General features: G+C 68.0%; 18 protein-coding genes. 4 read left to right on the top strand and 14 right to left on the bottom strand.

Going from position 1 to position 22,213, the window contains the following annotated elements; all coding sequences use genetic code 11:
- Positions 1-19: 19 nt before the first annotated feature.
- The 4 genes from BM013_RS02390 to BM013_RS02375 all read right to left on the bottom strand — a co-directional run bounded on the left by BM013_RS02390 (position 20) and on the right by BM013_RS02375 (position 4,325).
- Positions 20-1,168, bottom strand: coding sequence for a PilT/PilU family type 4a pilus ATPase (locus BM013_RS02390; RefSeq protein ID WP_093122318.1), 1,149 nt, complete (start codon positions 1,166-1,168; stop codon positions 20-22).
- 70 nt (positions 1,169-1,238) lie between these two features.
- Positions 1,239-2,063, bottom strand: coding sequence for a 2,3,4,5-tetrahydropyridine-2,6-dicarboxylate N-succinyltransferase (gene dapD, locus BM013_RS02385; protein WP_093122315.1), 825 nt, complete (start codon positions 2,061-2,063; stop codon positions 1,239-1,241).
- An 88-nt stretch (positions 2,064-2,151) separates the two neighbouring features.
- Complete coding sequence (gene dapC / locus BM013_RS02380) at positions 2,152-3,360, bottom strand: succinyldiaminopimelate transaminase (RefSeq protein ID WP_093122313.1); 1,209 nt, start codon at positions 3,358-3,360, stop codon at positions 2,152-2,154.
- A 47-nt stretch (positions 3,361-3,407) separates the two neighbouring features.
- Entirely contained in the window at positions 3,408-4,325 is a 918-nt protein-coding gene (locus BM013_RS02375) for a LysR family transcriptional regulator (RefSeq protein WP_256221358.1), read from the bottom strand.
- Positions 4,326-4,420: 95 nt separating this feature from the next.
- Between BM013_RS02375 and BM013_RS02370 the strand changes: the two genes are divergently transcribed.
- Positions 4,421-5,437, top strand: coding sequence for a zinc-dependent alcohol dehydrogenase family protein (locus BM013_RS02370; RefSeq protein ID WP_371269255.1), 1,017 nt, complete (start codon positions 4,421-4,423; stop codon positions 5,435-5,437).
- A 24-nt stretch (positions 5,438-5,461) separates the two neighbouring features.
- On the opposite strand, the gene BM013_RS02365 is transcribed toward BM013_RS02370, so the two are convergent.
- The 4 genes from BM013_RS02365 to BM013_RS02350 form a co-directional block, all read right to left on the bottom strand.
- Entirely contained in the window at positions 5,462-6,466 is a 1,005-nt protein-coding gene (locus BM013_RS02365; RefSeq protein WP_093122309.1) for a DUF3829 domain-containing protein, read from the bottom strand.
- 134 nt (positions 6,467-6,600) lie between these two features.
- On the bottom strand, positions 6,601-7,239 hold the full coding sequence (locus BM013_RS02360; RefSeq protein ID WP_093122306.1) for a LysE family translocator: 639 nt from the start codon (positions 7,237-7,239) through the stop codon (positions 6,601-6,603).
- A gap of 19 nt (positions 7,240-7,258) precedes the next feature.
- Positions 7,259-8,605: an amino-acid N-acetyltransferase gene (gene argA, locus BM013_RS02355; RefSeq protein ID WP_093122303.1), complete on the bottom strand. Its 1,347-nt coding sequence runs from the start codon at positions 8,603-8,605 to the stop codon at positions 7,259-7,261.
- 49 nt (positions 8,606-8,654) lie between these two features.
- Positions 8,655-10,709: an AAA family ATPase gene (locus BM013_RS02350; RefSeq protein WP_093122300.1), complete on the bottom strand. Its 2,055-nt coding sequence runs from the start codon at positions 10,707-10,709 to the stop codon at positions 8,655-8,657.
- A gap of 505 nt (positions 10,710-11,214) precedes the next feature.
- On the opposite strand from BM013_RS02350, the gene hrpA reads away from it, so the two are divergent.
- Entirely contained in the window at positions 11,215-15,000 is a 3,786-nt protein-coding gene (hrpA, locus tag BM013_RS02345) for an ATP-dependent RNA helicase HrpA (RefSeq protein WP_256221357.1), read from the top strand.
- Between the two features lie 79 nt (positions 15,001-15,079).
- On the opposite strand, the gene BM013_RS02340 is transcribed toward hrpA, so the two are convergent.
- From BM013_RS02340 to lptF, 6 genes are all read right to left on the bottom strand, one after another.
- Entirely contained in the window at positions 15,080-15,238 is a 159-nt protein-coding gene (locus tag BM013_RS02340) for a DUF3309 family protein (protein WP_093122295.1), read from the bottom strand.
- Positions 15,239-15,382: 144 nt separating this feature from the next.
- Complete coding sequence (locus BM013_RS02335) at positions 15,383-16,573, bottom strand: pyridoxal phosphate-dependent aminotransferase (protein WP_093122293.1); 1,191 nt, start codon at positions 16,571-16,573, stop codon at positions 15,383-15,385.
- Positions 16,570-17,511, bottom strand: a complete 942-nt coding sequence (locus tag BM013_RS02330) for a CysB family HTH-type transcriptional regulator (RefSeq protein WP_093122290.1) — start codon at positions 17,509-17,511, stop codon at positions 16,570-16,572. The genes BM013_RS02335 and BM013_RS02330 overlap by 4 nt, the downstream gene beginning before the upstream one ends.
- 73 nt (positions 17,512-17,584) lie before the next feature.
- A complete protein-coding gene (locus BM013_RS02325; protein ID WP_093122288.1) occupies positions 17,585-17,968 on the bottom strand; it encodes a sirohydrochlorin chelatase in 384 nt (127 codons plus the stop codon).
- A complete protein-coding gene (gene lptG / locus BM013_RS02320) occupies positions 17,965-19,077 on the bottom strand; it encodes an LPS export ABC transporter permease LptG (protein ID WP_093122285.1) in 1,113 nt (370 codons plus the stop codon). The genes BM013_RS02325 and lptG overlap by 4 nt, the downstream gene beginning before the upstream one ends.
- Complete coding sequence (gene lptF / locus BM013_RS02315) at positions 19,074-20,201, bottom strand: LPS export ABC transporter permease LptF (protein WP_093122283.1); 1,128 nt, start codon at positions 20,199-20,201, stop codon at positions 19,074-19,076. Before lptF ends, lptG begins: the two co-directional genes overlap by 4 nt.
- Positions 20,202-20,222: 21 nt before the next feature.
- Between lptF and BM013_RS02310 the strand changes: the two genes are divergently transcribed.
- Both BM013_RS02310 and BM013_RS02305 read left to right on the top strand, forming a co-directional pair.
- Positions 20,223-21,776 (top strand): leucyl aminopeptidase, encoded by a 1,554-nt coding sequence (locus tag BM013_RS02310; RefSeq protein ID WP_093122280.1) that lies wholly within the window; start codon positions 20,223-20,225, stop codon positions 21,774-21,776.
- Complete coding sequence (locus BM013_RS02305; RefSeq protein ID WP_093122278.1) at positions 21,773-22,213, top strand: DNA polymerase III subunit chi; 441 nt, start codon at positions 21,773-21,775, stop codon at positions 22,211-22,213. Before BM013_RS02310 ends, BM013_RS02305 begins: the two co-directional genes overlap by 4 nt.

Raw genomic sequence — 22,213 nt, 5'->3', positions numbered from 1 at the left:
CCGGCAATGAGAGCTGGGGTCAGAACTTCACGTCGAGCGTGATGTCGGTGAAGGTGGGTTCGTCGAACTGGTCCGTCAGCTGACGGTCGTCGACCTGCTGCTTGGGCGCCGCGCGGTTCTGCAGGCGCCACATCAGGTTGGTGGGGGAGTCGGCTTGCGCCAGGCCTTCCTCGCGGCTCACGCGCTCCTCGGTGACGAGGCGGGCAATGTCTTCCTCGAAGGTCTGCGAGCCTTCGGCCATCGACTTTTCCATGGCTTCCTTGACGCCTGAGAAGTCGCCCTTCTCGATCAGCTCGGCCACCAGCGCGGTGTTGAGCATGACTTCGAGCGCCGGCACGCGCGAGCCGACCGGCGTGCGCAGCAGGCGCTGCGACACGATGGCGCGCAGCGCGCCGCCCAGGTCGCCCAGCAGCGTGGGACGCACCTCGACGGGGTAGAAGCTCAGGATGCGGTTCAGCGCGCGGTAGCTGTTGTTGGCGTGCAGCGTGGCCACGCACAGGTGGCCCGACTGCGCATACGCGATGGCGGCGGACATGGTGTCGCGGTCGCGGATTTCGCCGATCTGGATCACGTCGGGCGCCTGGCGCAGCGCGTTCTTCAGCGCCGTCTGCAGCGAGACGGTGTCGCTGCCCACGTCGCGCTGGTTCACCACCGACTTCTTGTTGGTGTAGGTGAACTCGATCGGTTCCTCGACGGTGAGGATGTGGCCGCTGGCGTGCTCGTTGCGGTAGTCGATCATCGAGGCCAGCGTGGTGGTCTTGCCGGCGCCGGTGGCGCCCACCATCAGGATCAGCCCGCGCTTTTCCATGATGAGCGTCTTCAGGATGTCGGGCAGGTTCAGCTCCGCGAAGCTCGGGATGGTGGAGGCGATGTGCCGCACCACCACCGCGTAGCTGCCGCGCTGGCGCATGGCGCTCACGCGGTAGTTGCCGGCGCCTTCGAGGGCGACGGCCATGTTCAGTTCGCCCGTGCTTTCCAGTTCCTGGATGCGCTCTGCGGGCACCACTTCGGACAGCAGCGCCAGCGGCGCCGAGGCGGGCAGCACCTGCGCGTTGATGGGCACGCAGTTGCCGTTGATGCGGATCAGCACCGGGGAGTGCGCAGAGAGGTAGATGTCGGAGGCCTTGCGCTCGGCCATCAAACGAAGAATTCGCTCCATCATGTTCATCTGACTCTCTCCTCGGGTGCTGTTGTTTTCTTCAAGGGAACAGGCACGGTCCCGCGAGGGACCGGCGGGATCAGTCGCGCAGCAGGTCGTTCAGCGAGGTGGTCGAACGCGTCTTGGCGTCGACCTTCTTCATGATGATGGCTGCGTAGGTGTTGTACTTGCCGCCCGGCTTGGGCAGCGTGCCGGCCACGACCACCGAGCCCGCGGGCACGCGGCCGTACATGACGGTGTCGGTGGCGCGGTCGTAGATGGGGGTGCTCTGGCCGATGAAGACGCCCATCGACAGCACCGAGTTCTCTTCGATCACCACGCCTTCGACCACTTCCGAGCGCGCGCCGATGAAGCAGTTGTCCTCGATGATGGTGGGGCCGGCCTGCAGCGGCTCGAGCACGCCGCCGATGCCGACGCCGCCCGACAGGTGCACGTTGGCGCCGATCTGCGCGCACGAGCCCACGGTGGCCCAGGTGTCGACCATGGTGCCTTCGCCCACGTAGGCGCCGATGTTCACGTACGAGGGCATCAGGATCGCGCCCTTGGCGATGAAGCTGCCGCGGCGGGCCACGGCCGGCGGCACGATGCGCACGCCCGATTCCTTCAGCTCGTTGGCCGACAGGTGCGAGAACTTGGTCGGCACCTTGTCGTAGAAGCCGAGCGAGCCGGCCTGCATCTGCTCGTTGTCCTTCAGGCGGAACGACAGCAGCACGGCCTTCTTGATCCACTGGTGCACCGTCCACTGGCCCACGCTCTCGCGGGTGGCCACGCGCAGCTTGCCGTTGTTGAGCTCGGTGATCACGTGCTCGACGGCGTCGCGCACTTCGGCGGGCGCGGCGGCGGGCGAGATGTTGGCGCGGTCTTCCCACGCGGCGTCGATGATTTGTTGCAGTTGCTGGGTCATGGAGAAAGTCTCGGGTGAAAAATGGGTGCGCTCGGCTGCGGGCGCGGCGGGTTCACGGCACGGCGGCCGCAAGGGGTCCAATGGGTCGTTACCGGCCGTCCTTGACGAAGCGGACGATGCGCTCGGCGGCCTCCACGCACTCGGCCGTCTCGGCCACCAGCGCCATGCGGATGCGGCCCCGGCCGGGGTTGGCGCTGTGGGAGGTGTCGCGCGCCAGATAGCTGCCCGGCAGGACCGTGACATTGTATTGAGCGTAGAGCGCGCGGGCGAAGGCTTCGTCGTCGCCAGCCCACACTTCGGGCACGCCGGCCCAGAGGTAGAAACTGGCGTCGGGCAGGCGCACGTCGAGCACCGGTTCGAGCAGCGGCGTGACGGCCGCGAACTTGGCGCGGTACATGGCGCGGTTCTCGACCACGTGGGCCTCGTCGCCCCAGGCCGCGATGCTGGCCGCGCCCACGGTGCCGCTCATGGCGCTGCCGTGGTAGGTGCGGTAGAGCAGAAACTTCTTGATGATGGCCGCGTCGCCCGCCACGAAGCCGCTGCGCAGGCCGGGCACGTTGCTGCGCTTGGACAGCGAGGTCAGCGCGATCAGGTTCCTGAAGTCGGGCCGGCCGAGCTTCACCGAGGCCTCCAGGCCGCTGAGCGGGGGCTCTTCGCGGAAGTAGATCTCGCTGTAGCACTCGTCGGCCGCGATCACGAAGCCGTGGCGGTCCGACAGCGCGAACAGCTTGCGCCACTCGTCCAGCGACATGACGGCGCCCGTCGGGTTGCCCGGCGAGCACACGAACACCAGCTGCGTGCGGGCCCACACGGCCTCGGGCACGCTGTCCCAGTCGACCGCGAAGTTGCGCGCCGGCACGCTGGGCACGTAGTACGGCTCGGCGCCCGAGAGCAGGGCGGCACCCTCGTAGATTTGATAGAACGGGTTGGGCGAGATCACCACCGGCGGCGGCGACACGGTCGGGTCGATCACCGTCTGCGCCAGCGAGAACAGCGCCTCGCGCGAGCCGTTGACCGGCAGCACCTGCGTGGCCGGGTCGAGCGCGAGGCTGTAGCGGGTCTGCAGCCAGTCGGTGAAGGCCGTGCGCAGTTTCAGGTCGCCGGCAGTGGCCGGATAGGCGGCCAGCGCGCCGAGGCTGGCGCTCAGGGCTTCCTTGATGAACGCGGGCGTCGCGTGCTTGGGTTCGCCGATGCCCAGGCTGATGGCGGGGAGCTCTGGGTTGGGCGTGACGCCCGCGAACAGTTGCTTCAGCCGCTCGAAGGGATAGGGCTGCAACCTGGAAAGCAAGGGATTCATGCCCGGGATTATCGGCGACGGGGTGGCCGCCCCGTGACGCCGGGGACTCATGACGCTTGCGCCAGCGTGTCGATGGTCCGGTCGACCAGCGCCCGCAGCCGCGCAAGGCGCCGCAGGTCGCGGTGATAGCCCAGCCACACGTCGCGTCCCGGGGGCGGTTCGCCGAGGTCCACGCGCTCGATGCCGGGCGTCTGCTCGCCCAGCGCCAGGGGCAGCACGGCCAGGCCGATTCCGGCGGCGCACAGCCGGGCCTGCGCCTCGCGGTTGTTGCTGCCGAAGGCGGTTCGGGCGTTCGGCAGCATGCGCCGCAGCCACACCGCATCGGGAAAGTCGCGGTAGGCGCTGTCGAGCGTGACCAGCGCGCTGCCTTCGCCGTCGCCGGCGGCGGGATGCGGCTGGCCCGCCGCGGTGTAGAGCGCGTAGTCCAGGTGCATCAGCTTGCGCTGGATGATGTACGGCTCGTCGAAAGGCTGGATGCGGAACACCAGGTCGGCCTCGCGGCGCGCCAGGTTCAGCAGGCGCGCGTCGGTCAGCAGCTCGATGCCGACGCCTGGGTGCTCCCGCAGGAAGCCCGCCAGCACTGGCGACAGCACGTACACGCCGAACCAGTCGGAGGACGACACGCGCAGCGCGCCTTCGAGCTGCTGTTCGCTGCCCGCGAGTTCGCGCTGGAAGGCGAGCGCCTGTTCCTCCATGCGCTCGGCGTGGCCGAGCACCGATTCGCCCTCGGCCGTGAGCACGAAGCCCTCGCTGGTGCGCTGGAACAGCGTGAGCGACAGGGCCGCCTCGAGCGCCTTCAGGCGCCGGCCCATGGTCGGCTGCGACAGGCCGGTCTGGCGCGCGGCGCCCATCAGCGTGCCGCTGCGGGCGATGGCGAGGAACACCCGCACGTCGCTCCATTCCATCGGCGCGGCTGGTGGGGCCGGTGCGGCCGGTGCGCCCTGTGCTCGGATCGAGTCATTCATTTTTGAATGATAAGACTGCAATCTTGTCAATTTACTTGCAGTTGTGTAGATCGAACAATCGACCCATCGATCCAACCCAAGCAAGGAATTTCGCCATGACCACGATGACAACGCCTTCCCCGACCATGCGCGCCGCCGTTCTCGACGCCGCCGCCCAGCCCTTTCGCATCGCCCGGCTCGACCGTCCCGTGCCGGCCCGGGGCCAGGTGCTGGTGCGCATCCACGCCAGCGGCGTGAACCCGCTGGACACCAAGATCCGCGCCGGCCAGGCGGCCCACGCGCAACAGCCGCTGCCCTCGGTGCTGGGCATGGACCTGGCGGGCGTGGTCGAGGCGGTCGGCCCCGGCGTGAGCCGGTTCAAGCGCGGCGACGAGGTCTACGGCATGGCCGGCGGCATCGGCGGGCTGCAGGGCACGCTCGCCGAGTACGCGGCGGTGGACGCCGACCTGCTCGCGCTGAAGCCGCACAACCTCGGCATGCGCGAGGCGGCGGGCCTGCCGCTGGTGTTCATCACGGCATGGGAAGGCCTGGTCGACCGCGCCCGCACGCAGGCCGGCCAGAAGGTGCTGGTGCACGGCGGCGCGGGCGGCGTCGGGCACATGGCGGTGCAGCTGGCGGTGTCGCTGGGCGCCGAGGTGTTCGCCACCGGCGGGCCCGCGCAAGCGGAAACCATTCGCCGCTTCGGCGCGACGCCCATCGACTACACGGCGACATCGGTCGACGACTACGTGGCGCGGCACACCGCAGGCGAGGGTTTCGACGTGGTCTACGACACGGTCGGCGGCGCGGTGCTCGACGCCTCGTTCTCGGCCGCGCGCCGTTACGGCGGCCATGTGGTCAGCTGCCTGGGCTGGGGCACGCACAAGCTGGCGCCGCTCTCGTTCCGCGCGGCGACCTACTCGGGCGTGTTCACGCTGCTGCCGATGATCACGGGCCGCGGGCGCGCCCACCACGGCGAGATCCTGGAGGCGGCCACCCGCCTGGTGGAGGGCGGGCGGCTCGTGCCGCTGATGGACGCGCGCCGCTTCAGCCTGGAGGAGGCCACTTCGGCCCACGAGGCCGTCGAAGCCGGCACGGCCCGGGGCCGCGTCGTGGTCGACGTGTCGGCCTGAACACCGCGCAGGCGCCGCGCCGGTTCAGCACGACGGATGGTTGAACTGGCCGATCATGTTGGCGAAGTTCTGGTTGTAGCGGTTGGCCGAGCTGACGATGCTGGAGCTGCGCATGTGCGCGGGCATGCGCGCCATCACGCCGGTTTCGGTGCGCTTGAACACGCCGTCCTTGATGTTCTTGACCATGGAGCGCGACTGGCCGATGAACTCGTTGATGTGCAGCATGCCGCCGTCGCAGCTCCTGCCGCTCTTGGCCGATTGCTCGCTCATCTTCTGGCTCCAGCCCGCCGCCGACTCGGCCACCAGCGCCAGCGAGGCTTCGAAGGCGGCGAGCGCCTTCGGGTCGTTGGGCGATTCGAACAGCGCGTTGGCGTCGTTGTGGTTGAGCTTGCCGTGGTAGATGAGCCCGGCGCGGTAGTAGGCCGCGGTGTCCTTGGGCGCCTTTTCGAAGGCTTCCTTGGTCAGCGCCCGGTCGCGCGCGCCCAGGCCGTCGTCGAAAGCGGCTTCGGCGGTGGCGACGCCGGTGAGCGCGGCCAGGTAGTCCTTGTTCAGCTGGCGCGCCTTGTCGCCGTTGTCGGCAAGGTAGCCCTTCGAATTCGCGTAGTTGTTCAGCTCGCGGCTCAGCGGCGACAGCACCTTGAGCGCGGCGGAAAACGCCTTGGCCGGCTCGTCGATCTCGGGCAGCGGCGCGGCAATGGCCACGGCGGCGTCGAGCTTCCTGGCGGAGCGGTCGACAAAGATGTCGTTCTGGATGCGCAGGCTGGTCAGCGGCGCCTTGGCTTCGAGCAGCGGCACCTGCTGCGCGATGTACTCCGCGCGCGCCTGCTGGAACGAGGTGCGCAGGTTGTTCGACACGTCGACGTAGATGTTGTATTTCTCGACCAGCTGCTGCTCGTTGGCAGCCTGCGCGGGCTTGCCCTGCGAGGCTTGCGAGGCCTGTTGCGTGTCGCCCGATTTGTTGTCGCTGCAGCCGGCAAGGAGCGCCGAGGCGGTGACAAAGGTGGCTCCCAGGATCGTCCAGTACTTCATTCTTACTTTTCCTCCGTTAAAGAAATGCGCAGGCAAGCCGTACCCGGCTTGCCGAGAAATCGTCGGGGCCGCGAGGCCCCGGGGAAACATCAGGGTGGACAGCCGCGCGGTTGCGGCCGTCAGGGGCGCGCAGCTCAGGCCGCGCTGCGGCGGTAGAACGCCAGCGAGCCGGCCAGCGCCAGCAGCATGCCGCCGCAGGCGCGGTCGATCCAGCGCGTGGCCGACACGGTGAGCAGGCGGATCGCGCGGGCGCCGACGAAGGCATAGGCCAGCATCACCGTCATGTCCAGGCCCGCGAAGATCAGCGCGATCACGAGGTACTGCGGCGCCTGCGCGGCCGACGGGTCGATGAACTGCGGCAGCAGCGCCGAGCAGAAGATGTAGCCCTTGGGGTTGGTCACCGCCACGAGGAAAGACTTGAAGAAGATGCGCCGGCTCTCATGCGCCGAGACCGACGGTGCCGCATCGGCCGCCGGCAGCTGCAGGCCGCCCCTGGAGCGCAGCATGCGCAGGCCCAGCCACGCCAGGTAAGCCGCGCCGACCCATTTCAGCATCGAGAACCAGAACTCCGACGCCGCCAGCAGCGCGCCCAGGCCCAGCGCCACCGCGCCGACCAGCACGAAGTCCGACAGCACCGCGCCGAGCATGCCCGGCAGCGCGCGGCGCACGCCGTGGCGCGAACCGTTGCTCAGCGCCAGCAGCACCGTGGGGCCGGGCGTGGCGATGGCGGCGAAGGCCACGATGGCGAAGAGCAGGGCGGTGGCGAGCGTCATCGTGGGTTCTCCTCTGTCGTCAGATCTTCTTGACCAGCACCTGGCTCTTGCGGTCCCAGTTGTACTTGCGCTTGCGCGCCTCGGGCAGCCAGTCGGGGTTGACCTGCTGGAAGCCGCGCTTGAGGAACCAGTGCATGGTGCGCGTGGTGAGCACGAAGATGCTGTCGAAGCCCATGGCCTTGGCGCGGTGCTCGATGCGCTTGAGGATGCGTTCGCCGTCGCCCTGCGACTGCGATTGCGGCGACACCGTGAGCGCGGCCATCTCGGCGGTGCGCGCCTCGGGGTAGGGGTAGAGCGCGGCGCAGCCGAAGATCACGCCGTCGTGCTCGATCACCGTGTAGTGGCCCACGTCGCGTTCGATCTCGGTGCGGTCGCGCTTGACCAGCGTGCCGTCGCGCTCGAAGGGCTCGATCAGCTGCAGGATGCCGCCGATGTCGTCCACCGAGGCTTCGCGCAGGCTCTCGAGCTTCTCGTCGATCACCATGGTGCCCACGCCGTCGTGCACGTACACCTCCAGCAGCAGCGAGCCGTCGAGCGCGAACGGCAGGATGTGGTTGCGCTCCACGCCGGCCTTGCAGGCCTTCACGCAGTGCTGCAGGTAGAAGGCCGTGTCCGTCGGCTTCTGGGCGGGCGGCAGCGAGGCGAGCAGCTTCTCGGCGGCGTCCAGCGGCAGCTCGGTGTCGATCGGGTTGTCCTCGCTCTCGGGCAGTTCGCTGTCCATGCGGATGCCCGGGATCTCGGTCAGGAAGATCAGCTTGTCGGCCTGGATGGAAATGGCCACGCTGGTCGCCACTTCTTCCATCGTCAGGTTGAAGGCTTCGCCGGTGGGCGAAAAACCGAAGGGCGACATCAGCACCATGGCGCCGAAATCGAGCGTGCGGCGGATGCCCGACGAGTCGACCTTGCGCACCAGGCCCGAATGCTTGAAGTCCACCCCGTCGACCACGCCCACGGGGCGCGCGGTGATGAAGTTGCCCGAGATCACGCGCACCGTGGAACCGGCCATGGGCGTGTTCGGCAGGCCCTGGCTGAAGGCGGCCTCGATCTCGTAGCGCAGCTGGCCGGCGGCTTCCTGCGCGGAGTCGAGCGCCACCTCGTCGGTGATGCGGATGCCGTGCGAGTACTTCGCTTCGTGGCCCTTGGCCGCGAGCTGCTCGTTGACCTGCGGACGGAAGCCGTGCACCAGCACGATCTTCACGCCCATGCTCTGGATCAGCGCCAGGTCCTGCGCGATGTTCTGCAGCTTGCCCGCAGCGATCGCCTCGCCCGCGAGCCCGACCACGAAAGTCTTACCGCGGTGCGTGTGGATGTAGGGCGCGACCGAGCGGAACCACGGCACGAAGGTGAAATTGAAGACGGTGGACATGGGGCGTGATTGTGCATTCATGAGACGTCATTTGCCTGACTCGGGCGATTCAAGCGATTGCGCGCAACACGCGCGCTGCGCTGGCGGGAAAAGAGGCCCCGTCGCCCTTGGCGAACGGAGGCGCCGAGGGCTCGGCGTGACGCGCGCGGAAGGTGCCCAGCAGCGCCGCGTAGGCGTCGGTTGCCGGACCCGTCGCGCCGCCTGAAGGGACGGCATTGGCCAACGGTTCCGGCAGCCCGAGCATCGCGGCCAGCCGGGCCGGCGCGATCGAGCCTTCGCGCATCAGCGCGTCGACCACCGCCATCAGCGCCGGCACGTGCGCCTGCAGCAGCGCCAGGGCGCGCGCATGCTCGTGCACCAGCAGTGCCTCGATCTCGGCGTTGGTCGCTTCGACGTCGGTGTTGACGTTGTCCTGCGGGTCGTTCGCGACGTCGGTGCGGCTCAGGCGCGTGCCGAAGGCGTGGTGGCGCACGTACTGCGCCGCATGGGCCGTGGCCTGCAGGAAGTCCTGCGTGGCGCCGGCGGTGCAGGCTTGGTCGCCGAACACCAGTTGCTCGGCCGCGCGGCCCGCGAGGCTCACGCAGATGCAGTCGCGCAGGTTCTGCTTCGACCACGCCTTGCGCTGCTCGTAGCTGTTGTAGCCGCCTTCGAACGAGGCCACGTTGATCTTGATTTCCTGCGGCGCGCGATCGAACAGCAGGCCGTAGGCCACGCCGTGGCCGGCCTCGTGCACCGCGAGCAGGGCGCGGAAGTCCTCGTTCGAGCGCTGCTTGAGGCGGTTGAGCTCCAGCGCCACCGGGAACCGTCGTCGCGCCTCGTGGTACTTCGCGGTGATGCACGACATGTCCGCCTCCAGCGTGAGCCACACGGGTTCGCTGTCGTTGTTGACCTTCTTGCCATCGCTGGCTTGTGCCAGCGCCCACACCGCGGCGTTGACCAGCGTCGCGCTCAGGATCGCGTGGATCGACGAGAACAGCGGGCGCGTGCCCTGCGCCGGGAACACGGCGTTGGCGTAGATCTGCTCGTACACGCTCGCGTCGAGCACGAAGCGCACGCCCGAGCTGTCCTGGATCTCGCTCACGTAGCCGTCGCAGATCGACAGGATGAGCCGCACATAGGTCGCGCGGTTGAACGAGGGGTAGATCACGTGGTTGTTGCCCAGCCGCGCGATCTGCTCGGGGCGAAAGCGCTCGGCCAGCGCCTTCTTCACGTCGATGATCGAGAGCTTCCTGGTCAGCGCATGGAAGATGTCGGCGTCGGTGTCGCAGTCTTCGACGCGGCGCGCCGTCTCGGCGTACATCTCGTCGAGGTTGCCCGAGACGAACACCAGCAGCTTGCTGTAGTCGGTCTCCCAGCTCTGCTGCGCATCGCGAAAGGCACGCAGGCGCGCCTGCACCTCGGTGGGCTTCCACGCCATGATCTGCAGCAGCGTTTCCGACAGCTTCAGGCAGCGCTTGACCTCCTGCGCCTCCCACGGCGACAGGTGCAGCTTGCGCTTCCTGTGGGCCTTCTTCTTGCCGGCGGCGCCGTCGCGGTCCTGCTCGTACTCGGCTTCCGCAAGCGAGGACTCGATTTCGCCCAGCAGCGACAGCGCGGGCGGCAGGCGGCCATCTGACAGCAGCGCCCACACGTCCTGGTAGCGCTCTACCTTGGCGTCGTGGCCCTTGTCGTCGACGGTGCGAAAGCGCTGGAACTCGTCGAGCACCAGGATGCCGGGCGTGCCTTCGGCGATGCCCGATTCGGCCAGCATGGCCGAGATGGCGCCGCGGCTGCTGTAGCCCGAGCCGTGGCTGAAGCCGTCCATCTGCACCTCGATGAAGCGGTCGTAGAAGCCCAGGTGCTGCGCAAGGCGGCGCACCAGTTGCGTCTTGCCGGTGCCGGTCAAGCCCCAGAGGCAGACGATGACGGGGCGGCTGATGAGCTGCGGCAGCACATACCAGGCGCGCAGCGAATCGATCACGCGGTCGATGATGTCGTCGATGCCGAAGAGCTCGGCCTTCAGGGCCTCGGCGGCGGCCTGCAGGTGGCGCGTGCGCTCGGACAGCGCGGCGTGCAGGCATGTGCGGGAACTGGAACTGGAATGGGATTGGATGTCTTTGGCCATGGTGTTTCTTCTCGATCGAACGGGTACGCAACGGCGTGCTCCTTCCAGCGAAGGAGCCGGCGAACGGCGCGTGGGGGCGTTGTCGGGGCGCTTGCGTGCTTGAAGCGCGCGGGACACGCACCAGGCGGGGCAGGCGGGGCAGGCGGGTCGGGCGTGTCAGGCCGGGCAGGCCGGCTAGGCTGGTCGAGGCAGCTTGACCCGGCCATGCGCGGCGAGCGCGTGGCTTGCGCAGCGGCGGCGCAAAGGGGTGGGAGCAAGGCGATGAGACATGGACGCGATCGTAGCGGCGGTTAACATTCGAGTAAAGAATATTTACGCCATGGGCCGTAGCCTGGCCGACGCACTGTGGAAGCCGTGCAACAGGCATCCCGCGCACCGATAATCGACGGCTCGCCCGCCGCGACAGCTTGACGACTGCCTTCCCTTGACGACCACGACCCCCTCCGCACCCCTTCGAATCGAGTTTCCCGAATCGCTCCCTGTCTCCGCCAGGCGCGACGAAATCATGGACGCCATCTCGGCGCACCAGGTGGTGATCGTCTGCGGTGAAACGGGCTCGGGCAAGACCACGCAGCTGCCGAAGATCGCGCTTGCGCTGGGCCGCGGCAAGCTCAACGCCGAGCCCGGCAAGGGCCGCCTGATCGGCCACACGCAGCCGCGGCGCATTGCCGCAAGCTCGGTGGCCAAGCGCATCGCCGAAGAGCTGAAGACGCCGCTGGGCGACGTGGTCGGCTTCAAGGTGCGTTTCCAGGACCGGCTGAGCCGCGACGCCTCGGTCAAGCTCATGACCGACGGCATCCTGCTGGCCGAGACGCAGACCGACCCGCTGCTGAAGGCCTACGACACGCTGATCATCGACGAGGCGCACGAGCGCTCGCTGAACATCGACTTCCTGCTGGGCTACCTGCGCGAGATCCTGCCGCGCCGGCCCGACCTGAAGGTGATCGTCACCTCGGCCACCATCGACGCCGACCGCTTCGCGCAGCACTTCGCCTCGGCCAAGGGGCCGGCGCCGACCATCATGGTGTCGGGGCGCACCTTTCCGGTGGAGCAGCGCTACCGGCCGTTCGAAGAGTCGCGCGAGCACGACCTGAACGACGCCATTGCCGACGCGGTCGACGAGCTCTGGCGCGACCCGCACAACGCGGGCGACATCCTGATCTTCCTGCCCGGCGAGCGTGAGATCCGCGAAGCCGCCGACCACCTGCGCCGCCACGTCAGCCACCAGCCGCTGTTTCGCAGCGCCGAGGTGCTGCCGCTGTTCGCGCGGCTGTCGGGCCCCGAACAGGACCGCATCTTCGAAAGCCACAACGGCCGGCGCATCGTGCTGGCCACCAACGTAGCCGAGACCTCGCTCACGGTGCCGGGCATCCGCTACGTGATCGACACCGGCACGGCGCGCGTGAAGCGCTACAGCTTCCGCAGCAAGGTCGAGCAGCTGCTGGTCGAGCCGATCAGCCAGGCGGCGGCCAACCAGCGCGCCGGCCGATGCGGCCGCGTGGCGAACGGCATCTGCATCCGCCTTTACGACGAGAAGGATTTCGACGGCCGTCCGCGCTTCACCGACCCGGAAATCCTGCGTTCGTCGCTGGCCGGCGTGATCCTGCGGATGAAGTCGCTGCGCCTGGGCGACGTGGCGCGCTTTCCGTTCCTGGAAGCACCGTCGCCGCGTGCGATTGCCGACGGCTACCAGTTGCTCAACGAGCTGGGCGCGGTCGACGACGCCAACGAACTCACGCAAACGGGCGCCGAGTTGTCGCGGCTGCCGCTCGACCCGCGCGTCGGCCGAATGATCCTCGAAGCCCGCGCCCGCGGCGCGCTCGAAGAGGTGCTGATCATCGCGTCGGCGCTGAGCGTGCAGGACGTGCGCGACCGCCCGATGGAAGCGCAGCAGCAGGCCGACCAGGCGCATTCGAAGTTCGACGACGAGAAGAGCGAGTTCAGCGGCTACCTGCGGCTGTGGAAATGGATTGCCGACGCGCGCGGTGGCCACGGCGACACGCACAAGCTCAGCAACCGCCAGTACGAGCAGCTGCTGCGGCAGAACTTCATCAACATCCGCCGCGTGCGCGAATGGCGCGACATCCACTCGCAGCTGCTCACGGTCGTCACCGAGCACAAGTGGCGCATCAACGGTGAGCCCGCGGGCTACGAGCCGCTGCACCTGTCGATGCTCTCGGGCCTGCTCGGCAACATCGGCTGGAAGCTGGAGGACGACGAGGCCTACCTTGGCGCGCGTGGCATCAAGTTCTACAAGCACCCCGGCGCGCACCTGAAGAAGAAACCGGGGCGCTGGATCGTCGCGGCCGAGCTGGTCGAGACCACGCGGCTCTTCGGGCGCGGCGTGGCCAACATCGAGCCGCAGTGGCTCGAGCAGGTGGCGGGACACTTGCTGAAGAAGCAGCTGCTCGACCCGCACTGGGAGAAGAAGGGCGCGCAGGTGTCGGCGCTGGAGCGCGCCACGCTCTACGGGTTGGTGGTGTACAGCGGGCGGCGCGTCGACTTCACCAAGGTCGACCCGGTCGCTGCGCGCGAGATCTTCATCCGCGAGGCGCTGGTTGCCGGCCAGTGGGAAACGAAGTTCGCGTTCCTGCAGGCCAACCGCAAGCTGGTGCGCGAGGTCGAGGGGCTGGAGCACAAGTCGCGCCGGCAGGATGTGCTGGTCGACGACGAGCTGATCTTCGCCTTCTACGACGCGCAACTGCCCGCCGACGTGGCCAGCGGCATCAGTTTCGAGAGCTGGTACCGCCCCGCCTCCAGGGACCAGCCGCGCCTGCTGTTCCTGACACGCGACGAACTCATGCGCCACCAGGCCGCGGGCATCACGACGCAGTCGTTCCCGGCCACGATGCGCCTGGGTGGCGTGGACTGCGCGGCCACCTACCTGCACGAACCCGGCGACGCGAAGGACGGCCTCACGGTCAGCGTGCCGCTGTTCGTGCTGAACCAGGTGAGCGAGGAGCGCTGCGAATGGCTGGTGACGGGCATGCTCAAGGACAAGATCCAGGCGCTGCTCAAGAGCCTGCCGCAGCGCCCGCGCTCGCGGCTGGTGCCGCTGCCCGAGTCGGCGTCGAAGCTGGCGGAAGAACTGTCGGCGCCCGAGGCGTTCGGCGCGGGTTCGCTGACCGACGTGCTGCTCAAGCGCGTGCGCGACATGACCAGCATCGACGTGAAGCGCGCCGACTTCAAGCTCGACATGCTGCCGCCGCACCTGTTCATGAACCTGCGCGTGATCGACGAGCACGGCCGGCAACTGGGCATGGGGCGCAACCTGGGTGCGCTGAAGGCCGAGCTGGGCGCGCAGGCGCGAGGGGCGTTCCAGGCATTGGCGGGGCTGAATGTGAAAGCGTCGCCGGAGAAAAAGGCCGCGGCCACCGACGATGGCTCGAAGGCGCCCGCGAAGGCGGCCGCCAACGCGCCCGCGCCCGCCGCATTGCCCGCCGGCCAGCGCTACACCGCCTGGACCTTCGGCGAACTGCCTGAGCTGATGGAAGTGCGCCGCGGCGCGCAGTCGCTCATCGGCTTCCCGGCGCTGCGCGACGAAGGCGACGCCGTGACCATCGAGGTGTTCGATGAGCCCGCCGTGGCCGCCGCCAAGCACCGCGCGGGCCTGCGCCGCCTGTTCGCGCTGCAGCTGAAGGACGCGCTGAAGTACCTCGAGAAGAACGTCCCCGACCTGCAGAAGATGTCGGTGGCCTACATGCCGCTGGGCACCTCCGAAGAGCTGCGCACGCAGATCATCGACGTGGCGATCGACCGGGCCTTTCTGCAGGAGCCGCTGCCGACCGACGAGTTCGCGTTCAAGAAGCGGCTGGAGGAGGGGCGAGGGCGCCTCACGCTGATCGCCAACGAGGTGGCGCGGCTCGCCTCGACCATCTTGGTGGAGTACGCCGCCGCGGCGCGCAAGATCAAGGACACCAAGATCCAGCCCGAGGCCGTGCAGGACGCCGCGCAGCAGCTGCAGCGCCTGGTCGGCAAGCGCTTCATCGCCGATGCGCCGTGGACGCAGCTGCAGCACTTTGCGCGCTACCTGAAGGCGATCGTGCTGCGCCTGGACAAGCTGCGCGCCGACCCCGCGCGCGACGCCGCCAAACTGGCCGAACTGAAGCCGCAGGACCAGCGCTACTGGCGCCTGGTGGCCGAGCGCAAGGGCGTGGTGGACGACCGCATGCTGGAATTCCGCTGGCTGCTCGAGGAACTGCGCGTGAGCTTCTTCGCGCAGGAGCTGCGCACGCCGCAGCCGGTGAGCGTGAAGCGGCTGGACAAGGCCTGGGCGCAGCTGCAGGCCTGAACGGCGCGGCAGCTGCAGACGTGAAAAAGCCCGCTCGCGCGGGCTTTTCCTTATGTGCCGGCCAAGCCGGCACCAGAGCCTATATGCGTCCCATGAGCACGAGGATCACGATGATCACCACGATGAGGCCGACGCCGCCGCTGGGCCCGTAGCCCCAGGACCGGCTGTAGCCCCAGCTCGGCAGCGCGCCGATCAGTATCAGGATCAGGACGATCAGCAGAATGAACGAGAGCGACATGTTTTCTCCAGGGCGGTTGTTGTGATGAGCTTTGATGCTCCTCCCGCCACGTCGCGCGGATCGCCGGAGAGTCGCCCCTTCGGCGGTCATCTTTCGTCCTACCGTGGGTGTCGGCGCCCAGGCGGGGCGCCGTCAGTGGCCGCCTCAGAGGCGTGCCAGCCGCTCCAGCGCCGCGAGCAGGGTCTCGTCCTTCTTGGCGAAGCAGAAGCGCACCACGCGCTGGTCGAAACCGTTGCCGTAGAAGGCCGACAGCGGAATGGCGGCCACGCCGATCTCGCTGGTGAGCCACAGGCAGAAGTCGGCCTCCGACAGGTCGCTGACCGCCGAGATGTCGACGCACTGGAAGTAGCTGCCTTCGCTGCGCAGCAGCCTGAAGCGCGTCTTCTCGGCCAGGCCCGCGGCGAACAGGTCGCGCTTGCGCTGGTAGAACGCCGGCAGTTCCAGGTATGGCCTGGGCTCGGCCATGTACTGCGCGAGCGCGTGCTGCATGGGCGTGTTCACGGTGAACACGTTGAACTGGTGCACCTTGCGGAACTCGGCCATCAGCGGGGCCGGCGCGGCCACGTAGCCGACCTTCCAGCCGGTGACGTGGTAGGTCTTGCCGAAGCTGCTCACGATGAAGCTGCGCGCGGCCAGGCCCGGGAAGCGCGCCACGCTTTCGTGGCGGGCGCTGTCGAACACCATGTGCTCGTAGACCTCGTCGCTGATGACGAACACGTCGGTCGGCGCGAGCAGGTCTTCGAGCTGGCGCATCTCGGCGGCGGTCCAGACCGTGGCGCTCGGGTTGTGCGGCGTGTTGATGATGATCGCGCGCGTGCGCGGCGTGAGCGCGGCGGCGATCTTGTCGAAGTCGGGGCGGAAGGTGCCGGGCACCAGCGGCACGCGCACCACGCTGCCGCCGGCCAGCTCGATGTTGGGCACGTAGCTGTCGTAGCAGGGCTCCAGCACGATCACTTCGTCGCCCGGGCGCACCACGGCCAGGATGGCCGTGATGATGGCCTGCGTGGCGCCGGCCGTGACGGTGATTTCCGTGGCCGGGCTGTAGCCGTGGCCGTACATCGCCGAGAGCTTGCCCGCGATGGCTTCGCGCAGCGCCGGGATGCCGGGCATCGGCGGGTACTGGTTGTGGCCGGCGGCCATGGCGGCCGTGACGTCCTCGAGCAGCTTCGGGTCGCAGTGGAAATCGGGGAAGCCCTGGCCCAGGTTGACGGCGTTCTTCTCGGCGGCCAGCGCCGACATGACGGTGAAGATGGTGGTGCCCACGGAGGGCAGCTTGGTGCCGACGTCGGGCGTGCGTGGGGCGGGTGGGGTGGGTGGGGTGTGAACCGTGCTCATAGCTCGTAGTCTTGTTGGTGGCCGCTCAGGGCCTTGGCGATCAGGTTGCGGTCGAGGCGGTCGCTCAGCAGTTCGGCGAACTTGAAGACGAAGTTGCGCAGATAGGCGCTGCGCTTGAACGCGACCCGCGCGATATTCTGGCCGAACACATGGCCCATGGGACGCACCACGAGGTCGGCGTTCGACTCGTCGCGCACCGCCATCTCGGCCACGATGCCCACGCCCAGGCCGAGACGCACGTAGGTCTTGATCACGTCGGAGTCGATGGCTTCCAGCGCGATGCGCGGCGTGAGTTTCTTCTGCGCGAACGCGTGGTCGATGCGCGTGCGGCCGGTGAACGAGGGGTGGTACGTGATGATCGGTTCGGCGGCCAGGTCCTCGAGCGAAATGCGCTCCTTGGCGGCCAGCGGATGCTCCTTGGGCAGCACCAGCACGTGCTGCCATTCGTAGCAGGGCAGCGTGACCAGTTCGGCGTAGCCGTCGAGCGACTCGGTGGCGATGCCGATCTCGGCGATTTCGTCGATCACCATGCGCGCGACCTGGTCGGGCGAGCCCTGGTGCAGGCTCACGTTGACCTTGGGGTAGGCCTCGCGCAGGTTGGCCACGGGCACCGGCAGCACGTAGCGCGCCTGGGTGTGGGTGGTGGCGATGGAGAGGGTGCCGCTGTCCTGCGCGCTGAACTGTTCGCCGATGCGCTTGAGGTTGCCCACCTCGCGCATGATCAGCTCGATGCTGGCGATGACGTGCTGGCCCGGCTCGGTGACCCGTTTGAGGCGCTTGCCGTGGCGCGCGAAGATCTCGACGCCCAGTTCTTCCTCGAGCTCGATGATGGCCTTGGAGACGCCAGGCTGCGAGGTGTGCAGCGCCTTGGCCGCTTCGGTGAGGTTCAGGTTGCGCCGCACGGCTTCCTGAACAAACTTGAACTGATGCAGATTCATATCAAATTCCGTCTTATTGCGGAATTCATTATGCCTTCGGAATCTATCGAAATGCCCGAATGTTCGGGATTGTTCAGTTTTTGATGGCGATCCTGGCCAGCAGCTCGACCAGTTCGGGCTCTTCGCCCACGATGCGGGTGAGCGTGAACTCGGTGTTCGGCCACGCCTGGCGCAGTGCCTCGATCTGGTGCGGGAGGTCTTCGCGCGCGTGCTTGCCCATGCCCAGGAACAGCGGCACCACGCGGATGGCGGTGGCGCCGGCGGTGATGAGGGCGGCCGTTGCCGTGTGCAGGTCGGGCGCGGCGAGCTCCATGTACGCGCAGGTCACGAGCGCGTCGGGCGCACGCGAGGTCACGCGCGCGGCCACGGCCTCGATCGGTTCGCGCCAGCGCGTGTCGCGCGAGCCGTGCGCCAGCAGCACGATGCCCAGCGCCTGCCTGCCTGCGGGTGTCGTCATCGTCGCAACACCAGCCAGCTGAAGGCCGTGAGGGACATCACCGAATAGATCATTCCCGGCGCCGCCGCCGTGAGCCACGGCGACCAGTTGCTCAGGTTGCCGAGGTAGCCGAACACGTTGTTCAGCAGGAAGAAGCTGATGCCGATCATCACGCCGCCGAACACGTAGGTCGTGATGCCGGCCTGGCGGAAGTGCAGGTAGGCGAAGGGCAGGGCGAGCACCACCATCACCAGGCACGAGAGCGGGTAGAACACCTTGCGCCAGAACTCGATCTCGTAGCGCTGGGCCGTCTGGCCGTTGGCGTCGAGGTGGCGGATGTAGTCGAACAGGTCGATCGTGCCCATGCGGTCGGGGCGCAGCAGCGCCACCGACACCATCTCGCCGGTCAGCGAGGTCGGCCAGTTCAGCTGCGGGATCTTGGTGGTGACGATGTGTGCCTGGTCGGCCGTGCTGCGGGTGTCGTACTTCTGCTCGTCGACGTCGGTGAGCATCCAGTGCCCGTCGTTGCCGATGGTGGCCGAGGCCGCGGTGATCTGGGTGCTGATGTAGCCGTTGTCGTCGAACTCGAAGATGCGCGGGTTCTTCAGCGCGCCCTTGCGGTCGATGGCCAGCACGTTCACCGCGTACGACACGTCGCCGCGCTTTTCCTTGAGCCAGGCGCCCGTGTTGCCGGCCAGCGAGTAGGTGCCCTGGTACTTGGCCTTGAGCAGCTGGCCGGTGCGCTCGGACGCCGGCGCCACGTAGTCGCCGATGGCGAAGGTCAGCACCACGAAGCCGATGCCCAGCAGCAGCAGCGTGCGCAGCGCGCGCCACGGGCCCAGCCCGCTGGTGCGCAGGATGGTGTATTCGGAGCTCTGCGCGAGCCGCGCCATCACGAAGATGGACCCGATCAGCACGGTGATGGGCAGCAGCTCGTACAGGTGGCTCGGAATGAGCAGCATCACGTAGACGAGCGCCTGCATGGCCCCGTAGTTGAGGCTGTCCGGCTTGCCGATGGACTGCAGTTCGTCGACGAAGTCGAAGAAGAAGAAGAGGCTCAGGAAGCCGAGCGTGACGAACGCCACCGACTTCAGCACCTCCACGTAGATCAGGCGTCTTATCGTTTTCACGTGGGTTCGATCTTGGGTGTGGGCGCGATGGCGGCGCTGTCACGCCGTGCGCGCGGCGTGCGGCGGCCCCAGTTGTTCTGGCGCGCGCTCAGCCATGCGAGGTTGATCAGCAGCACGCCGCCGTGCAGCGCCAGCATGAAGCCGCCCATGCTGAAGCGGCCCGAGCTGATCCAGCTCTGCCCCAGGTTCAGCATGTTGTAGTAGACGACGAAGGCAAACAGCGCCAGCAGCAGGTTGCCGCTGCGTCCGACGCGCGGGTTGGCGCTGGAGACGTTGAGCGCCAGCAGCACGAAATTGATGGCGGTGAACAGCATGCCGATGCGCCAGGCCAGCTCACCGCGGCTCGGGGTGCTGGCGTCGGCCAGCAGCGACACGGTGGTGCGCGCGCGCGGCGGCGTTGCGTCGTTCACCAGGCCGTTGTTGCCGCCGGCGCGGGTGCCGTAGGTCTTGAATTCGCTGATCTTCAGGCCGGTGTTGGCCATCGGCTGCTCCAGCCGCTGGCCGCTGTTGAGCAGCAGGTAGCGCGAGTCGCCGATGTTCTCGATGCTGCCGCTGCGCGCCGAGGTGGTGATCTGCAGGTTGCGCTCGATCGACCAGATGAAGACGTTGGTGGCCTTGGAGTTGTCCGGCGTGTCCTTGTCGATGAAGAACACCCGCACGCGGCCGGCGGATTCGCGGAACTCGCCCGGCGACACGCGCTCGATGTCGCTGCGCTGCTCGTACTGCTGGCGCATGCCGATGGTCTGCGAGTTGGCCCAGGGCCAGCCCACCAGCGCCATCACCGCGATGAGGATGAGCACCGGCCAGGCGAAGCGGAACATGGGCTTCACGAAGTCCATGAGGCCGCGTCCGCTGGAAAACCAGATCACCATCTCGCTGTCGCGATACATGCGCGACAGGGTGCCGACGATGGCGATGAACAGGCTCAGGCTCAGGATGGTCGGCATGTAGCCGAGCACCGTGTAGGCCATCACCAGGAACACCTCCTGCGGATTCACACTGCCCTTGGAGGCAAGCCCCAGGGTGCGGATGAGCATCATGGTCATCACGATGGTGACCAGGACCACGAGGGTTGCTCCGAAGCTGCGGGACAGCTCCTTGCGTAGGGAAGAATGGAATAACATCGTTCGAGGAAAAAAAGGATTATGGACTTTCAACTCAAGACCCTCACCGTCGCCCAGGCTGCAGCCGAGAAATCCGATGTCCTGATCGTGCTCGTCGGCAGCGCTGCCCTCACTGGAAAAGACCCGATTTCCGTGCTCGCCGCCAGCGCCCGCAAGGCCGGCGACCTGCCCGACAAGGCCGGCAAGCTGCTGTCGCTCTACCGTCCGGAAGACGTCGTCCCCGCGCGCGTGCTGCTCGCCGCCATCGGCGACGGCAAGCCCGCCTCGGTGCGCAGTGGCGTGATTGCCGCGGTCGGCGCCGCCAAGGCCCAGGCACCCAAGCGGGTGGTCGTGGTGTTCGCCCAGCCGGCGGACGCCGCCGCCGTGGCGGCCGCCGTGACGGCCTCGGCCGACGCCAGCTACGTCTACACGACCACCAAGTCGAAGGCCGAGCCGCGCAGCATCCGCAACCTGACGCTCGGCGTGGCTGATGCCGCCGCCGTCACCGGCGCCTTCGACACCGCCCGTGCCACCGTGCGGGGCATCGAGCTGGCCAAGGAATGGGGCAACCGCCCGGCCAACCACGCCACGCCCACGCTGCTGGCCGAAGCCGCCAAGGGGTTGGCCAAGTTGGCGAACATCAAGTGCGAAGTGCTGGGGCCGAAGGAAGTCGAGAAGCTCGGCATGGGCGCGTTCGCCGCGGTCGCGCAGGGCTCGGCCGAGCCGCTGCGCTTCATCGTGCTGCGCTATCACGGCGCGGCCAAGGACCAGGCGCCCGTGGTGCTGGTCGGCAAGGGCATCACCTTCGACACCGGCGGCGTCTCTCTCAAGCCGGCGGCCGAAATGGACGAGATGAAGTTCGACATGTGTGGCGCGGCCAGCGTGCTCGGCACCTTCCGCGCGCTTGGCGACATCCAGCCCGCCATCAATGTGATCGGCCTGATTCCCTCGTGCGAGAACATGAACGACGGCCGCGCGGTGAAGCCGGGCGACGTGGTCACCAGCATGAGCGGCCAGACCATCGAGGTGCTCAATACCGACGCCGAGGGCCGGCTCGTCCTGTGCGACGCGTTGACCTATGCGAAGCGTTTCGACCCCGCCGCCGTGATCGACATCGCCACCCTCACCGGCGCCTGCGTGGTGGCCCTGGGCGGCGTGCGCAGCGGCCTGTTCTCGAGCGACGAAACGCTGGCCGCCGCGCTGGAGTCGGCCGGCGAGGTCTCGCAAGACCGCTGCTGGCGCCTGCCGCTGGACGACGACTACGCCGAAGGCCTGAAGACCAACTTCGCCGACGTGGCCAACATCGCCGGGCGCGCCGGCGGTGCCATCACCGCGGCCAAGTTCCTGCAGCGCTTCACCAGCGAGTTCGCGTGGGCGCACCTCGACATCGCGGGCACGGCCTGGAAGAGCGGGGCGGCCAAGGGTTCCACGGGCCGGCCGGTGGGCCTGCTGGTGTCGTACCTGACGACCCGCGCGGGCGCCGCCGAGGCATCGGTCAAGGAGAAGGCGCCGAAGGCAGTCAAGACAGCCAAGGCAGCAAAGACAGCCAAGGCCGTCACGGTGCCAGCCACACCGAAGGCGCGGACCGCGAAGTGACCGAGATCGGCTTTCACTACAACGCCCCGGACAAGCTGAACTACGCCTGCCGGCTGGTTCGCAAGGCCGTGAATGCGCGCGGCCTGCGCGTGGTGGTCGTGGGCGATGCGCAAACGCTCGACGTGGTGGACGCCGCGCTCTGGCAGCTGTCGCCGGTGGACTTCGTTGCGCATTGCCGCGCCGACGCACCGGCGCATGTGGTGGCGCGGTCGGCCGTGGTGCTGTCGGCCGAGGGCGCCGACGCGGCCTCGCTGCCGCACCGCGAGATGCTGGTGAACCTCGGCCTCGACGTGCCTGCGGGCTTCGAGCGCTACGAGCGCATGATCGACATCGTGAGCGACGAGGCCAACGACCGCCAGGTCGGCCGCTCGCGCTGGCGGCACTATGCCGACCGCGGCTACACCATCCAGCCCCACGACTTCGCAAAGAGTTCCTGA

This window comes from Variovorax sp. OK605, from assembly GCF_900115445.1.
In the GTDB taxonomy this organism is placed as follows: domain Bacteria; phylum Pseudomonadota; class Gammaproteobacteria; order Burkholderiales; family Burkholderiaceae_C; genus Variovorax.
The sequence above is the reverse complement of the archived record's forward strand: the minus strand, read 5'-3'. Positions and strand labels throughout refer to the sequence as shown.

Excerpts from the sequence above, each read along its gene's own strand:
- BM013_RS02390 (WP_093122318.1), bottom strand. The coding sequence starts at position 1,168 with ATGAACATGATGGAGCGAATTCTTCGTTTGATGGCCGAGCGCAAGGCC.
- dapD (WP_093122315.1), bottom strand. The coding sequence starts at position 2,063 with ATGACCCAGCAACTGCAACAAATCATCGACGCCGCGTGGGAAGACCGC.
- dapC (WP_093122313.1), bottom strand. The coding sequence starts at position 3,360 with ATGAATCCCTTGCTTTCCAGGTTGCAGCCCTATCCCTTCGAGCGGCTG.
- BM013_RS02375 (WP_256221358.1), bottom strand. The coding sequence starts at position 4,325 with ATGAATGACTCGATCCGAGCACAGGGCGCACCGGCCGCACCGGCCCCA.
- BM013_RS02370 (WP_371269255.1), top strand. The coding sequence starts at position 4,421 with ATGACCACGATGACAACGCCTTCCCCGACCATGCGCGCCGCCGTTCTC.
- BM013_RS02365 (WP_093122309.1), bottom strand. The coding sequence starts at position 6,466 with ATGAAGTACTGGACGATCCTGGGAGCCACCTTTGTCACCGCCTCGGCG.
- BM013_RS02360 (WP_093122306.1), bottom strand. The coding sequence starts at position 7,239 with ATGACGCTCGCCACCGCCCTGCTCTTCGCCATCGTGGCCTTCGCCGCC.
- argA (WP_093122303.1), bottom strand. The coding sequence starts at position 8,605 with ATGTCCACCGTCTTCAATTTCACCTTCGTGCCGTGGTTCCGCTCGGTC.
- BM013_RS02350 (WP_093122300.1), bottom strand. The coding sequence starts at position 10,709 with ATGGCCAAAGACATCCAATCCCATTCCAGTTCCAGTTCCCGCACATGC.
- hrpA (WP_256221357.1), top strand. The coding sequence starts at position 11,215 with ATGGACGCCATCTCGGCGCACCAGGTGGTGATCGTCTGCGGTGAAACG.
- BM013_RS02340 (WP_093122295.1), bottom strand. The coding sequence starts at position 15,238 with ATGTCGCTCTCGTTCATTCTGCTGATCGTCCTGATCCTGATACTGATC.
- BM013_RS02335 (WP_093122293.1), bottom strand. The coding sequence starts at position 16,573 with ATGAGCACGGTTCACACCCCACCCACCCCACCCGCCCCACGCACGCCC.
- BM013_RS02330 (WP_093122290.1), bottom strand. The coding sequence starts at position 17,511 with ATGAATCTGCATCAGTTCAAGTTTGTTCAGGAAGCCGTGCGGCGCAAC.
- BM013_RS02325 (WP_093122288.1), bottom strand. The coding sequence starts at position 17,968 with ATGACGACACCCGCAGGCAGGCAGGCGCTGGGCATCGTGCTGCTGGCG.
- lptF (WP_093122283.1), bottom strand. The coding sequence starts at position 20,201 with ATGTTATTCCATTCTTCCCTACGCAAGGAGCTGTCCCGCAGCTTCGGA.
- BM013_RS02310 (WP_093122280.1), top strand. The coding sequence starts at position 20,223 with ATGGACTTTCAACTCAAGACCCTCACCGTCGCCCAGGCTGCAGCCGAG.